Raw genomic sequence first — 15,402 nt, 5'->3', positions numbered from 1 at the left:
TGGCATTTGAAGACGCGACAACGCGATTCACCCAATAGAATGGATTTGATTATGTTCAAGCAGATTAAAGAAGACATCTCGGTCGTCTTCGAACGTGACCCGGCAGCACGCACACGCTGGGAAATAATTACGACCTACCCTGGCGTACATGCCCTGCTCATGCACCGTGTTTCTCACTGGATATGGAAACAACGTTTTTACTGGTTAGCAAGATTCAGCTCGCATATTGCGCGCTGGCTGACAGGCATTGAGATACATCCGGGAGCGACCATCGGCAGGCGTGTATTCATCGACCACGGCATGGGTGTCGTCATCGGCGAAACAGCAGTTATCGGTGATGATTGCACGCTTTACCATGGGGTCACGCTTGGTGGTACGTCATGGAATAAAGGCAAACGCCATCCGACATTAGAAGCGGGTGTTGTCATCGGCGCTGGCGCAAAAGTATTGGGCCCAATCACCATAGGTAGTCAAGCCAAAATCGGCTCGAATGCTGTAGTGGTAAAAGATGTTCCCGCCAATGCGACGGCAGTCGGTATTCCTGCCCGCATTCTGGACCAAGAGAAGCCACCACGACATGAAGAGATGGCTGAAAAGATAGGCTTTTCTGCTTACGCAGTGAGCGACAACATGAATGACCCGATGACCAAGGCTATTCATGCATTACTCGACCATGCAGCCAAGCAGGACCAGCAATTGCAAGAAGTCATGCAACAGCTTGAGAAGCTTGGTGCGGATGTTGAAACAGATGCAGAAGTAGGCAAAGCGTTCGACGTTAATTCGCTCAAGAATATAGACTGAACCTTCCCGCATAATAGTTGACTAAAGTGTTAGGGTATTATAAAATTTGAGCCTCAAGATCTAGTAAAAATATGGTGATTTTCTCGAATCAAGAAAAATATAAAAATCATATATTTGCACAAGACTTACCCCTAGATAACTTTAGGAACATATAAATGCGATTAACTACAAAAGGCCGGTTTGCTGTCACTGCAATGCTTGACCTCGCATTAAACGAGGCAGGTAAACCTGTAACCCTAGCTGACATTAGCGACCGCCAAGCTATCTCCCTCTCTTACCTTGAACAACTATTCAGCCGCTTACGTCGCGGTGGATTGGTAAAGAGCGTTCGCGGCCCAGGTGGCGGCTATCGTATCGCAAAGAAGCACACCGAGATTTCTGTATCTGAGATTATCAGCGCAGTGGATGAGTTAATTGATGCGACGCAATGTGGCGGTCGCGAGAACTGCCATGACGGCCATGCATGCATGACACATGATCTATGGTCTAGCTTGAATGTAAGAATTCTGGAATATTTATCCGGCGTATCACTATCAGATTTGGTTGCCTCTCAAATCGAAGGCACCAAAATTAAGCTGCCAACCTCACGCAAAGACAGCCGCGACATACAGATTCAGCCGGTAGCACTTACTGCATAAGAGCCCACGGTTTATGGATACGCAGGCAATATACTTTGATAACAATGGTACAACAGCACTCGATCAGCGTGTGCTTGAAACCATGTTGCCATATTTGTCTGCTCAGTCTGGCAATGCAACAAGCCGCCATATTTTTGGCAGATCATCCAGACAAGCTATTGAGCGTGCTCGCGAACAAGTAGCAGATGCAACAGGCGCCCACCCTTCTCAAGTAATTTTCACGGGTAGTGGCACTGAAGCAGATAATCTTGCGATTTGTGGCATCACGGCAAAAAACGGGTTTGAGAAGATAGCAGTAAGCGCAATCGAACACCCTGCAATTACCCGCGCGGCGCAATCGATGAAAGCGCATGGCGTGGTCATCGAATCGATTGCTGCTGATACGCAAGGCAAGATTACTATTGATGCACTGCAGGATTTATTGAGTTCAGGTAATGACGATAAAAGCATTGGGCTGATCTCAGTCATGCTGGCAAATAACGAAACAGGTGCGATTCAAGACCTTGCCTCTATCGCAGAGATAGCACGAAAACAGCATGCTTTCGTGCACACAGATGCAGTACAAGCACTAGGTAAGATGAAAGTGGATTTTGCAGAATTAAATGTACATGCCATGAGTCTTTCGTCGCACAAGATCAGTGGCCCACAAGGTGCTGGCGCCTTAATTCTTGATAAGCGCGTTGATATACAGCCATTGCTTTTGGGCGGTGGGCAAGAAAGAGGTTTACGCAGTGGTAGCGAGAATGTCGCCGCGATTGTCGGTTTTGGCGCAGCATGTGAGTTAATCAGCCGCGAGCTGATTCAACGCATCGGTAGCGTAAGACAACTGCGAGACCAGCTAGAAAAAGGGCTGGTAAAACTAGGCGCCGTGATTTTCGGTCATGGTGCTGACCGTTTGGCGAACACCAGCTTCTTTGCCTTTGAAGGTATTGAGGGTGAGACATTGGTCATGGCACTGGATCGCAAAGGATTTGCTGTGGCAAGTGGCTCAGCATGCTCAAGCGATAGCACAGAACCCAGCCACGTATTGATGGCAATGGGGGTTGATGAAGATTTAGCGCGCGGTGCGATACGGGTCAGTTTATCGAACGTGAACACCGCAGCACAGATAGAAGCATTTTTACTCGTTCTTGAAGGCGAGTTATCACGATTAAGAAGATTAACTGCGATTGCAGTTTAAGGAAGTTAAGATGACAGCACGTATGCCAATTTACTTGGATTACTCTGCAACTACACCGGTTGATAAACGTGTAGCGGCAAAGATGATCCCTTTCTTGACCGAAGATTTCGGCAATGCTGCTTCACGTAGCCACCCTTACGGCTGGACTGCGGAAAAAGCCGTCGAAAACGCGCGCGATGAAGTCGCAAAACTAGTGCATGCAGACCCGCGCGAAATCGTCTGGACATCTGGTGCGACTGAATCAAACAACTTGGCGATCAAAGGTGCTGCCCATTTTTACCAAGATAAGGGCAAACACATCATCACCATGCAAACAGAGCATAAAGCCGTCATCGATGCATTCCGTGAGTTGGAACGCCAAGGCTTTGAAGCGACCTACCTAGCGCCAGAGGCTGATGGCTTGTTGAGCTTAGATAAGTTCCGCGCAGCCATTCGCCCGGATACAGTGCTGGCATCCGTGATGCTAGTGAACAACGAGATCGGCGTGATTCAGGATATAGAAACTATCGGCAATATCTGTCGTGAGAATGGCGTGATCTTCCATGTAGATGCCGCACAGGCAACAGGTAAAGTACATATCGACTTGGAAAAGCTTCCGGTCGATTTGATGAGCTTCTCAGCCCATAAAACATACGGCCCTAAAGGCGTTGGTGCTTTATATGTACGCCGCAAACCACGCGTGCGTTTGGAAGCACAGATGCATGGTGGTGGTCACGAACGTGGCTTGCGCTCTGGTACACTAGCGACGCATCAAATCGTGGGTATGGGTGAAGCATTCCGTATCGCACGTGAAGAAATGGATCTGGAAAATGCCCGCATCCGTCGTTTGCGTGATAGATTGCTCGCCGGTTTACAAGAGATCGATGAGACCTATGTGAATGGCGACCTGAAAAATCGCGTACCGCATAACCTCAACATTAGCTTTAATTATGTTGAAGGTGAATCATTGATCATGGCGGTCAAGGATATCGCCGTATCAAGCGGTTCAGCTTGTACTTCAGCTAGTTTGGAACCTTCATACGTATTACGCGCGATTGGCCGTTCAGATGAGTTGGCGCATAGTTCGATTCGCTTCTCTATTGGCCGTTTTACGACCGAGGAAGATGTCGATTACACCATCGAATTGATGAAGAGCAAGATCGGTAAGCTACGCGAGCTTTCTCCATTATGGGAAATGCACTTGGATGGCGTAGATATCAGCAAAGTTGAATGGGCAGCCCATTAACGCTGTTCATTAGTCTATCAGGCTATTTTGCCAATATAGACTGCAAGGCATTCGTGATGAATGCGATTAGGATTTAGGAGAATAAAAAATGGCTTATTCAGATAAAGTATTAGACCACTATGAAAACCCACGTAACGTGGGCGCGCTGGACAAGAATGACCCTCAGGTAGGTACTGGCATGGTCGGTGCCCCAGCCTGCGGCGATGTGATGAAGTTGCAAATCAAGGTGAATGATGACGGCATTATCGAAGATGCAAAATTTAAAACCTATGGTTGTGGTTCTGCGATTGCGTCTAGCTCTTTAGTGACTGAATGGATCAAGGGCAAGACGCTTGATCAAGTCATGGAGATCAAGAATTCTGACATCGCGCAGGAACTTGCATTGCCTCCAGTGAAAATCCATTGCTCTGTGTTAGCAGAAGATGCGATTCGTGCTGCTGTAGCCGATTTAAAGTCCAAGCAGACTGTTGCCAGCGAAGTTGCATGAGGTAGAACGTGGCGATCACTCTGACCCAAACTGCTGCTCATCGTGTAGAGAAATTCCTAGCCAACCGTGGCAAAGGCATAGGCCTTCGCTTGGGCGTTAAAACCACAGGCTGTTCAGGCATGGCATATACGCTAGAGTTCGTGGATGAGATGCACCCTGAAGATATGGCATTCGATAGCTTTGGGGTAAAAGTGATCGTTGACCCCAAGAGCTTGGCCTACATCGATGGTACCGAACTGGACTTCACAAAAGAGGGTTTGAACGAAGGTTTCAAGTTCAATAACCCGAACGTGAAAGATGAGTGCGGTTGCGGTGAGAGCTTTACTGTCTAAACAACACGTTTAGTGGTCATTGGTCGCTAAGCAGATGTCTATTTAGCGCATTTAGGCTCATCGCTACGCCTCATCCTGTACGACACTCTGACCTGAATATAACTGCAAGCTATGCAAAAAAATCACTTTGAGCTGCTGAATCTTCCAGCAAAATTCGCAATAGATGCTGCCTTACTGGAAAAGAATTTTCGCAAGATACAAAGTGAAGTACATCCTGACCGTTTTGTCTCAGCTCCACCAGCAGAGCGTTTGCAGTCGATGCAATTAGCGACATCAGCGAATGAAGCTTACCAGACACTAAAAAATCCAACGTCACGCGGCCGTTATCTACTGCAATTAGAAGGCATCGACACTGAAGAAGAAAGTAATACGTCCATGCCGACAGAGTTCCTTATGTTGCAGATGGAATGGCGCGAAGCGATAGATGATGCCAGATCAGCAGGCGACATTACAGCGCTAGATAGTTTATTAGGTGACATGAAGCAAGAAGCTTCTTTGCTTCAACAAACGCTTAGCGTTGCACTAGATGAAGATAAGAACTTTGCGATCGCTGCCGAGGCCGTACGAAAACTTAATTTTATTGATAAGGTGCGTGAAGATATCGCCCGATCAATAGAAAAACTTGAAGACAATTAAGATCATTAAAATTGAATGATCTTGAGAAAAACGAAGCTGGATAACTAGATGGCACTATTACAGATCGCTGAACCAGGCATGAGTGCCGCACCACATGAGCATAAGCTTGCAGTGGGCATTGATTTGGGCACGACCAATTCATTGGTTGCTACGGTACGTAGTGGACTCAGCACTGTGTTGCCAGATGCCGAAGGGCGCTCACTGCTGCCGTCTGTAGTGCGCTATGCAAGTGAAAGTAATATAGAGGTTGGTTATGCGGCACAAGCGCAACAGTCCTCTGATGCCCAAAACACCATCGTATCTGTCAAACGCTTTATGGGACGGGGAATTGAAGATGTCACTGATACTTCCCAACTACCCTACAGCTTTGTTGATACACCGGGCATGCTTCAGATTGAAACACGTGCTGGCATCAAAAACCCTGTAGAAATATCTGCCGAGATATTGAAAGCACTTAAAGTGCGCGCAGAAGTATCACTGGGTGGCGAATTACTGGGTGCCGTCATTACAGTGCCTGCCTACTTTGATGACGCACAACGCCAAGCCACTAAAGATGCTGCACGCGTCGCCGGGCTCAATGTGCTACGCCTGCTCAATGAGCCAACGGCAGCAGCTGTTGCCTATGGGCTAGATAACGCCTCAGAAGGCGTGTACGTGATCTATGACTTGGGTGGCGGCACATTCGATATCTCAATATTGCGACTGTCAAAAGGCGTATTTGAAGTGTTAGCCACCAATGGCGATTCAGCATTAGGTGGGGATGATTTTGACCGAGTCATCTTCAATTGGATGTTAGACCAGTCACCCAACAACACTTTAAGCGCAGAAGATACACGACTACTGTTAACCAAAGCGCGTGAAGCGAAAGAAAAGCTGACATCCGCAAACAGTGTCAGGATTGAGACCACCTTAAGCAACACCCAAGCGATTGACCTGACACTCTCAGCCGCTGAATTCATTGAAGCATCTCAATCGCTGGTTACTAAAACCCTTACCCCAACACGTAAAGCATTACGCGATGCGGAGTTGACGATAGAAGATGTCAATGGTGTCGTCATGGTAGGCGGCGCGACGCGCATGCCACAAATTCAACAAGCCGTAGCTGACTACTTTAAGCAAACACCATTAACTAATCTTGATCCAGATAAAGTGGTGGCACTGGGGGCCGCAATACAAGCAAATGCCTTAGTTGGTAATCGTAGTGATGAAGATCTACTCCTCCTTGACGTTATCCCACTATCGCTTGGGCTGGAAACCATGGGTGGCTTGGTAGAGAAAGTCATACCGCGAAATTCCACATTACCAGTTGCCCGCGCACAGGATTTCACCACCTTTAAAGATGGTCAGACCGCCATGAGCATTCATGTCCTACAAGGTGAACGTGAACTGGTCACCGACTGTCGTTCACTGGCAAGATTCGAGCTGCGTGGCATTCCGCCCATGGCTGCAGGGGCTGCCCGTATCCGCGTCACCTTTCAGGTTGATGCCGATGGCCTGCTTTCTGTTACTGCACGTGAGCAAGGCAGTGGTGTGGAATCGAATATCGTCGTCAAACCGTCTTATGGTTTAGGTGAGGATGAGATCATGACCATGCTTCGCAGTAGCTTCTCGGCCGCGGAAGCGGATAAACAAGCACGCGCATTGCGCGAAGCCCAAGTCGATGCGAAGCGATTAATTGAAGCGATTGAGTCAGCATTGGAAAAAGACAGCAGCGCACTATTGAGCAAAAGCGAGCAGGCCACTATCGTTCAAAAAGTTGAGGCGCTAAAAGAAACAGCCACTGGCGAAAATGCCGATGAAATCGTAAAAGCAGTCGAAGCATTGAACCATGCGACTGAAGACTTTGCTGCAAAACGGATGGATGCCTCGATCAAGCAGGCATTCGCAGGAAAAGACCTGAATAATCTAGAGATTTAATACCAAAATACCGATATGCCTAAAATCAAAGTATTACCTCACCCAGAACTATGCCCAGAAGGCGCTACTATCGAAGCAACGCCTGGCAGGTCTATTTGCGAGATACTACTGAAAAATCACGTGGAGATCGAACATGCCTGTGATCGTGTTTGCGCTTGCACGACTTGCCATGTGATTATTCATGAAGGCTTTAAATCGCTGAACCCAATCGAAGAGAACGAAGAAGATTTACTCGATCAGGCATGGGGTTTAAAACCAACTTCAAGACTATCTTGTCAGGCAATCGTAAACGATGAAGATGTTGTTGTGGAGATTCCACGCTACTCGATCAACTTGGCAAAAGAAGGCTGATGCCAAAAGTTGCGTCAGGAAAACTAAAGCTATAGGACAAATCTAGCATGGCTTGCCCTGCTTCTAGATTCAAATCACGATTCATTCCACGGCAATAAAAACTTGATTTGATAAACCATATACCCCATATTACTATCATCATAGGAGTAACTGGGGTAAATAATGGAAACCAAAAGCTTCGACCAAATGTCATGCAGCGTAGCAAGGAGTCTTGAGCATGTAGGTGAATGGTGGAATATCCTGATCATTCGTGACGCGATGCACGGCATCAAACGTTTTGATGGCTTCATCAAAAGCTTGGGGATTACCCCGAATACACTGACAAGAAGATTAAATGGTCTTGTAGAAGCCGGGTTACTCACCAAACAACGTTATAGCGAGCACCCTCCACGGGATGAATACATCCTTAGTGATAAAGGGCGGGAGTTCTTTCCGATCTTGGCTACATTAATGGCATGGGGTAATAAACATTACTCCCCTCATGGCATTGATACGTTGCTTGTCGATGCAAAAACCAAACATCAGATCACTCCAGTACTAATTGATAAGCATACGGGACGTGAGTTAAATGCAGATGAGATTCTTTTCTGCGCAGGACCAGCTTCCTCCTCAGGAAAGATCAACCATTACGCGTCACTAGGTTTACCCCATATACCTATTCGCTCCTAACAACAGCGCTAAGCGCTTTCCTCTACAACCCGCACTTATGCGGGTTTTTTTATCTTTTTAAAAATAATCAAATAATATAATTTGCATTACATAAACAATGTAACTATCATTATGGAAGTTACATTACTTTTAGGGAGCTTTCCATGAGTGCTAGTCAGAATTTCGCTAATCGCCTTCGACCATTCCGGGCTTATTTGATCGTCGGCGCAGTGATAGTTGCAAGCGTATTTATTTTTGGAGGCAAGCGCGCAGACCCAAAACCGGCGCCCCTGCCTCCTGTGATCAAGAGTTTTACGATAGGTAGCGAATACACTAATGCACCAAGTTACACAGGTACTGTCCATGCACGTGTAGAAAGTGATCTAGGGTTCCGTGTCAGCGGGAAGATCATTGAGAAATTAGTAGACGAAGGCCAGCATGTTTCTAAAGGCCAGCCTTTGATGCGTCTTGATCCAATCGATCTAAGCTTAGCCAGCAATGCAAGCCAACAGGCAGTAGATGCGGCAAAAGCAGAACGTGATCGCGCTATCCCTGATCTAAAACGTACCAAAGAGTTATGGGAGCTACACGCTGCATCGCAACAGGAATATGAGCGTGCCCAGGCATTGGCAGATTCCGCAACCGCAAGATTACAAGCAGCAGAAGCAGATGCGCGTCGTGCAGCGAATGAATACGATTACGCTATTTTGAAAGCAGATGCTGATGGTGTCGTGACAGATGTACCTGCCGATGCAGGTCAGGTTGTGACAGTCGGACAGGTAGTCGTCAGGCTCGCGCGTGATGGCACACGCGAAGCGGTAATCAATCTCCCTGAACAAGCATTGAATAAAGCGAAAAATGCCACGGATGCCTACCTATACACGCTGCCTGACGTGAGATTTCCGGTAAAACTACGTGAGCTTTCAGCGATGGCTGATAAGACCATTCGCACTTATCAAGCACGATATACCTTGCTTGATAGTGGTAAAGAGGCACCTCTGGGCGCTACAGTGACTGTGGTATTCAAGAAAGTGAGCAGCAAGGGGGAAGAGAGTTTTCAGGTACCTCTTGGATCTCTTTACAACGTAGGACATGAAACGAATGTCTGGGTAATCAACGAAACAGATAATACTGTCGCTCTACGTCCTGTAACCCTTCTGCAAATTGGTGAAGAAATGGCGGGGGTGACAGGCGACTTGAAAGCAGGCGAAAAGATCGTTGCATTGGGAGCACATCTTCTTAAACCAGCGCAAAAAATCCGTCTGGCTGATGCCACTGTAGGGGAGCAGGCGAAATGAATTTCAACCTCTCGGCATTAGCAGTACGTGAACGCGCACTCACGCTGTTTTTCATCCTCGCAATTATGGTCTCAGGTACGTTTGCGTTCCTGCATCTTGGTCGCGCTGAAGATCCTAAGTTCGTCGTTAAAGTCATGACTGTAGGTGCCGTATGGCCGGGAGCTACCGCTAAGGAGATGGTAGATCAGGTCGGGGATAAATTCGAGAAGCGATTACAAGAGCTGGAATATTACGACCGCGTAGAGACTCAGGCTACCCCCGGTAAACTTGTGATGAAAGTATTTTTCCAAGAATACACTGGACCACATCTGGCCGAGCAGTTCTATCAGGCCCGCAAGAAACTGGGCGATGAAGCAGTTAATCTGCCTAACGGTGTGGTTGGCCCGATCATTAATGATGAATACTCAGATGTTTATTTCTCGCTATATGCGCTTAAGGCCAAGGGCATGCCAGAACGCAAACTTGTTCTGGAAGCTGAAAGTATCAGACAACGATTGTTACGCGTTGACGGCATCGAGAAGGTGAATATCCTTGGCGAGCAAGAGCAACGCATCTATGTCGATATCTCGTATCAACGTCTAGCGACATTGGGGGTTAAAGCGGCGGATATCTTACAAGCATTAAGGCTGCAAAATGACGTAACGCAATCTGGCTTTGTCGACACCAAAGGCCCGCGTGTATACATACGCTTAGATGGAGCTTTTGATGATGTAGAAGTTGTAAAGAACATCCCGATCAATGCTAACGGCAAGATACTTCGTATCGGTGAGATAGCAGATGTCAAACGGGGATATGTAGATCCCGCAGTATTCACTATCCATCATGATGGCGAGCCTTCACTAATGCTCGGTATCGTCATGAGCAAGAACTTCAATGGCCTGACATTGGGCGAGACGCTCGGTAAAGAAATGGATGCAGTTCAGGCAAACCTGCCTTTAGGCATAGAACTTTCCAAGGTTGCTTATCAATCAACCGTGATCGAAGAAGCCGTTGATGAGTTCATGATCAAGTTCGTAGCAGCGCTTGCAGTGGTGATGATCGTCAGCCTGATCACACTTGGGTTCCGAGTCGGTATCGTTGTAGCGCTTGCTGTACCGCTTACACTGGCAGCTGTGCTGGTTGTTATGTTACTGACTGACCGAGAGTTCGATAGGATTACATTAGGTGCTTTGATCCTTTCTTTAGGCCTATTAGTAGACGATGCCATCATCTCTATCGAAATGATGGTTGTGAAGATGGAAGAAGGTTGGGATCGCGTTAAAGCAGCTACCTACTCTTGGACTAGTACGGCAGCACCAATGCTTTTCGGAACACTAATCACCATAGCGGGTTTTCTACCTGTGGGATTCGCAAAATCAGGTGCAGGTGAATATGCAGGCAATATTTTCTGGGTAGTCGCTTTCTCACTGATTACTTCATGGGTCGTAGCTGTCACATTAACGCCTTATATAGGTGTAAAGCTCTTACCCGAGATCAAGAAAGTCAAAGGCGGCCATGACGCCATCTACAAGACCCCTACTTACGAACGCTTCCGTAATGTCGTCCGTGGCGTCATTCGCCACAAATGGGCCGTAGGTATCACCGTATTATTCCTATTCTTCCTTTCAGTATTTGGAATGGGGTTCGTACAACAGCAATTCTTCCCTGACTCAGATCGTCCAGAGATGTTGTTGGATGTGAATCTGCCGCCAGGTTCTGCATTCTCGACTACCGAAGCTGCTGTTCAACGTATCGAACAAAAGGTGATGGCGCAATCGGAAGCGAAGATCGTGACCAGTTATATCGGTCAGGGTATGCCTCGTTTCGTATTGACATCAGACCCGATGTTGCCGAACCCAGCCTATGCACAGATCATCGTCATGACAGATGGGCCAAAGGAACGTAATGCCCTCAAGGAAAAGATGCATAAACTGATTGAGGATGGCGCATTCCCTGAAGCTCGGGTACGTGTGCGTCAATTCGTCTTCGGCCCGCCAACGAATTACCCAGTCTTATTCCGGGTAATTGGTCCTGATGAAAACGTCTTGCGTGACATCGCAGACCAAGTCAAAGAAGTGATGGATAAGAGTCCGACAGTAAAAGATACTTTCCTTGACTGGACTGAGAAGACACCGATCCAATTCCTTGTATTCGATCAGGATCGTCTACGCCTGATAGGCCTGACACCTAATGATGTCGGTGTGCAGTTAGGGGCTATGTTGAATGGTATCCCAGCAACGCAAGTGAGGGATGGTATTCGCACAGTCGGTGTAATGCTACGTAACCCTCAGGCTGAGCGCTTGAATATCGATGATCTGGCCAACCTGACACTCACCACCATCGATGGTAAGTCAGTGCCGCTCTCGCAAATAGCGCATTTCGAGACACGGATGGAAAACGCCATGATCAAGCGTTACGACCATGAGCAATACATCTCGGTTCAGGCAGATGTAGCAGAAGGATTGCAGCCTCCAGTCGCAAGTATGGCAGTCATGGAACAGTTGAAGCCTATCATTGCTAAATTGCCCGAAGGCTATAGGATCGATATGGGTGGTTCTATTGAAGACTCGATCAAGGCCAATGATGCGCTGGCAGTGCTTTTCCCAGTCATGATTCTGCTGCAGTTGGCTTTCATCATGTTTCAGGTTCGTTCATTCTCGACCATGTTCATGGTGTTCCTGACAGCGCCATTAGGTCTGGTAGGCGCGGTACCGACCATGCTGATTTTCAACTCTCCATTTGGTTTCAACGCCATTCTGGGTCTAATCGCACTATCAGGTATCTTGATGCGCAATACGCTGATTCTGGTTGACCAGATCCGTATCGACAGAGCTTCTGGTCTATCTGATTATGACGCGATCGTTGAATCAACAGTCCGCCGCTCACGTCCTGTGATCTTGACAGCAGCGACAGCGATGTTGGCTTTTATCCCGCTGACGTATTCAAGTTTCTGGGGTTCATTAGCGTTCGTGCTGATTGGTGGTGTTGGTGTCGGTACATTACTGACCCTACTCTTTCTGCCAGCACTCTATGCGCTCTGGTTCCGTATCAAACCCGTGAACCACACGGATACATCTTTAAATAACGGTCATCATGAATCATTACAGGAGCAAACCAATGCGTAAACTTTGGATTCTCATCCCACTATTATTGACTGCTTGCATGGTCGGACCAGATTACGTGAAACCAGAAACGGTGACACCTGCTCAATGGAAAGAGCGGGTTGCAGTTGATACCGTCGCCTCGACTAAAGAGGTTAATGCTGAATGGTGGGCGGATTTTAAAGACCCAACATTGAACACACTCATAGAGCGTGCGCTATCGGATAACCATGATCGCAAGATCGCGCAAGCCAGGATATTTGAAGCCCGTGGTTTGAGGATGAGCGCTGAGTCTAGCCTTTACCCCCAGATCACGACAGCTGGTAATGCTTCGAGAAGCAACCCGGGCCTTATGACGCAGAACAATACGATCAACCTATATCAGGCAAGTTTTGATGCAAGCTGGGAGATCGATCTGTTCGGGGGTAATCGTCGTCGGGTACAAGCTTCTGATGCAACCATCAAAAGTCGTGAGGCTAGTTATCAGGAAGTCAGCATCACTTTAGTGGCAGAAGTCGTCACTGAATATGCTCGCTTGAGAGAACTGCAACAACGCTACGACCTGACTTTGAATATCGCAGAGACACAGCGTCAGTTGAATGCCTTTACTTTGCTTAAATATCAGCATGGTGCATTAAGTGGCATGGAAGCTGATCAAGCTGAAGCGCTATACAGAACCACGGTTGCCAATATTCCGGTGATAGCGAAAGCGATCACCGCGACAATCTATCGCATCTCGGTACTGACAGGTAGTGAGAATGACGAGATCGTAACTTTGCTCAAACAGCCAGCTGGAATACCAGCAGTCGTTAATGCGCAAGTGATTGAAGCACCAGCGACCATATTAAGCCGTCGCCCTGATATCGCAGTAGCAGAGCGTAATCTTGCCGCTAACACTGCTTTGACAGGGGTCGCAATCAGCGAGATGTACCCTAAACTAAGCCTTGGTTCTTTATATGGCTGGCAGAATTCTACTATCTTGCCCGCAACAGAGATCTGGTCAATAGCTGGTGGTATCGCGATGCCCTTACTTAACTTTGGCCGTATACAAGGCAACATCAATGCTGCTGATTCGCGTCAGACCCAAGCGTTCCATACATACAAGCAAACAGTCATTGCGGCAGTTGCTGATGTAGAGACAAAGCTTTCTGATTACGCGAAAAATCGGGAACACACCATAGCGCTTAAAGCTGCCGTAGATAGCAATCAGCGAGCGCTGAATGCAGCTCAATTACGTTATGAAAAAGGCATGACGCCGTTGATCGACGTTCTGGATGCGCAGAATAAGGTCTACGCGGTAAAGAGCTCCTATCTAACTGCAACGGCGGATGAAGTGACTGCTTTAGCAGCACTTAATAAGGCGAGCGGTCTGTAAATGGACACTTCCACCTCAACCACCAATGGTTCGGCGACTACGTTGGTAACCGAACCATTGAATCCTCTGCTGACAGGTAATCTGCTTAAGACCCTGATCAAGCTGGCTTTGCCCACGGTGCTTGTATTGTTCATGACGACCTTGCTGAGCATCGCTGAGACTTACTTTGTCAGTTCGCTTGGCGTACATGCGATTGCGGCGGCATCACTCGTTGTTCCAGTGATGATGTTCATGACCATGGTCTCTAATGGAGGAGTGGGAGGTGGAGTGTCATCAGCGGTGGCGAGAGCTATAGGCGCAAAGAATTATGTTAAAGCAGAAAGTCTGGCATGGCACGCAGCGCTGATCGGAGCTGGGTTTGGTCTCCTGTTCTCAATCATCGCAGTCATCGCTGGACCTTCTGTCTATCAATTTCTCGGTGGTTCCGGGGAAACACTTGATCTCGCTTTGATATATTCAGATATCTTGTTTAGTGGCGCTATCTCTTTCTGGATGGTAGCCCTTCTTCAATCTGTGTTACGCGGTGCTGGTAACGTAAAGCTACCTGCCATCATCATTTTCACAAGTGTGATCGTAGGTTTGTTGATATCACCGATGTTGATCATAGGTTGGTTAGGTGTCCCCAAACTTGGCATCGCAGGTGCGGGAGTAGCTCAGATCTTATGTAGCTATCTTGCTTTATTTCTGCTTATTCGCTACATGCGGTCTAAAGATTCCACAATCAAACTAAGACCACATCCACTAAATAAAGCACATTTCAAAGAGATATTAGGTATCGGGCTTTTATCTTCCATCAATGCAGTCATGACAAGTCTCTCTTTGACATTACTGACAGCCGCCGCAGGGGTATTTGGTGTTGCTGCTATTGCGGGATTCGGTATCGCTTCCCGTCTTGAATTATTACTTATTCCAATCATGTTCGGTTTCGGTACAGCAGCAATCACTGTTATCGGAACCAACCTTGGCGCTGGCTATGTAAAGCGTGCCAGACATGCTGCATTACTGAATGCAATATTCGTTGCTTTGCTCGTCGAGATGATCGGTCTCTTTGTCGCCATCTTTCCTGAAAGATGGATCAGCCTCTTCTCAGCTAATCCTGAAGTTCTGGAGGTCGGTGGACAATACTTAGCCTTGATTGGCCCAATGTACGCTTTTATGGCAATCACGACTGAATTGTATTTTGCAGGTCAGGGCGCGGCCAAAATAGGTTGGCCCTTATCCGCCGGTGCGATCAGATTGTGCTTTGCAAGCATGGCAACCTGGTTTGCGCTGAGATTCAGTACTTCAATGCATGTGACTTTTGCTATCGTAGCTTCAGGTATATTTATAGCCGCGATAGTCAGCCTATATGGGTTCAAGATCACTCCATGGGGCAGGTATTCCCCGAAGTGATAGACTTAAAAACTCATCAGGACTTAGGCAGCGTTAGAACTT

At 47.5% G+C, this 15,402-nt stretch carries 14 protein-coding genes; all 14 read left to right on the top strand.

Annotated elements, in window-relative coordinates; translation table 11 throughout:
- Positions 1-51 precede the first annotated feature (51 nt).
- The 14 genes from cysE to A7981_RS03500 all read left to right on the top strand — a co-directional run bounded on the left by cysE (position 52) and on the right by A7981_RS03500 (position 15,360).
- The gene (gene cysE, locus A7981_RS03565; RefSeq protein ID WP_067266468.1) at positions 52-801 is read left to right on the top strand and encodes a serine O-acetyltransferase; all 750 of its coding nucleotides are present in this window, start codon (positions 52-54) and stop codon (positions 799-801) included.
- 155 nt (positions 802-956) lie between these two features.
- On the top strand, positions 957-1,439 hold the full coding sequence (gene iscR, locus A7981_RS03560; protein ID WP_067264110.1) for a Fe-S cluster assembly transcriptional regulator IscR: 483 nt from the start codon (positions 957-959) through the stop codon (positions 1,437-1,439).
- Between the two features lie 13 nt (positions 1,440-1,452).
- A complete protein-coding gene (locus A7981_RS03555) occupies positions 1,453-2,619 on the top strand; it encodes a cysteine desulfurase family protein (protein WP_067264108.1) in 1,167 nt (388 codons plus the stop codon).
- Positions 2,620-2,629: 10 nt separating this feature from the next.
- Positions 2,630-3,844, top strand: coding sequence for an IscS subfamily cysteine desulfurase (locus tag A7981_RS03550; protein WP_067264106.1), 1,215 nt, complete (start codon positions 2,630-2,632; stop codon positions 3,842-3,844).
- 88 nt (positions 3,845-3,932) lie between these two features.
- The gene (gene iscU / locus A7981_RS03545; RefSeq protein ID WP_067264103.1) at positions 3,933-4,331 is read left to right on the top strand and encodes a Fe-S cluster assembly scaffold IscU; all 399 of its coding nucleotides are present in this window, start codon (positions 3,933-3,935) and stop codon (positions 4,329-4,331) included.
- Between the two features lie 8 nt (positions 4,332-4,339).
- Positions 4,340-4,663 carry an iron-sulfur cluster assembly protein IscA gene (iscA, locus tag A7981_RS03540; protein ID WP_067264101.1) on the top strand — a complete coding sequence of 108 codons (324 nt, stop codon included), beginning with the start codon at positions 4,340-4,342 and terminating at the stop codon, positions 4,661-4,663.
- 111 nt (positions 4,664-4,774) lie between these two features.
- Positions 4,775-5,299: a Fe-S protein assembly co-chaperone HscB gene (gene hscB, locus A7981_RS03535; RefSeq protein WP_067264098.1), complete on the top strand. Its 525-nt coding sequence runs from the start codon at positions 4,775-4,777 to the stop codon at positions 5,297-5,299.
- 48 nt (positions 5,300-5,347) lie between these two features.
- Positions 5,348-7,216, top strand: a complete 1,869-nt coding sequence (gene hscA / locus A7981_RS03530) for a Fe-S protein assembly chaperone HscA (RefSeq protein ID WP_067264096.1) — start codon at positions 5,348-5,350, stop codon at positions 7,214-7,216.
- Positions 7,217-7,231: 15 nt separating this feature from the next.
- Positions 7,232-7,567 (top strand): ISC system 2Fe-2S type ferredoxin, encoded by a 336-nt coding sequence (gene fdx, locus A7981_RS03525; protein WP_067264094.1) that lies wholly within the window; start codon positions 7,232-7,234, stop codon positions 7,565-7,567.
- Positions 7,568-7,729: 162 nt separating this feature from the next.
- Positions 7,730-8,236 (top strand): helix-turn-helix domain-containing protein, encoded by a 507-nt coding sequence (locus tag A7981_RS03520; RefSeq protein ID WP_067264092.1) that lies wholly within the window; start codon positions 7,730-7,732, stop codon positions 8,234-8,236.
- Between the two features lie 143 nt (positions 8,237-8,379).
- Positions 8,380-9,513, top strand: coding sequence for an efflux RND transporter periplasmic adaptor subunit (locus tag A7981_RS03515; protein ID WP_082889200.1), 1,134 nt, complete (start codon positions 8,380-8,382; stop codon positions 9,511-9,513).
- On the top strand, positions 9,510-12,617 hold the full coding sequence (locus A7981_RS03510; protein ID WP_067264088.1) for an efflux RND transporter permease subunit: 3,108 nt from the start codon (positions 9,510-9,512) through the stop codon (positions 12,615-12,617). The genes A7981_RS03515 and A7981_RS03510 overlap by 4 nt, the downstream gene beginning before the upstream one ends.
- Positions 12,610-13,968: an efflux transporter outer membrane subunit gene (locus A7981_RS03505; protein WP_067264085.1), complete on the top strand. Its 1,359-nt coding sequence runs from the start codon at positions 12,610-12,612 to the stop codon at positions 13,966-13,968. The genes A7981_RS03510 and A7981_RS03505 overlap by 8 nt, the downstream gene beginning before the upstream one ends.
- Positions 13,969-15,360, top strand: coding sequence for an MATE family efflux transporter (locus A7981_RS03500; RefSeq protein ID WP_067264083.1), 1,392 nt, complete (start codon positions 13,969-13,971; stop codon positions 15,358-15,360).
- Positions 15,361-15,402 lie beyond the last annotated feature (42 nt).

Origin of the sequence: Methylovorus sp. MM2 (genome assembly GCF_001648895.1) — a bacterium.
In the GTDB taxonomy this organism is placed as follows: Bacteria; Pseudomonadota; Gammaproteobacteria; order Burkholderiales; family Methylophilaceae; genus MM1.
Note: the sequence above shows the minus strand (reverse complement) of the source record. Positions and strands in the feature narration are given on the sequence as shown.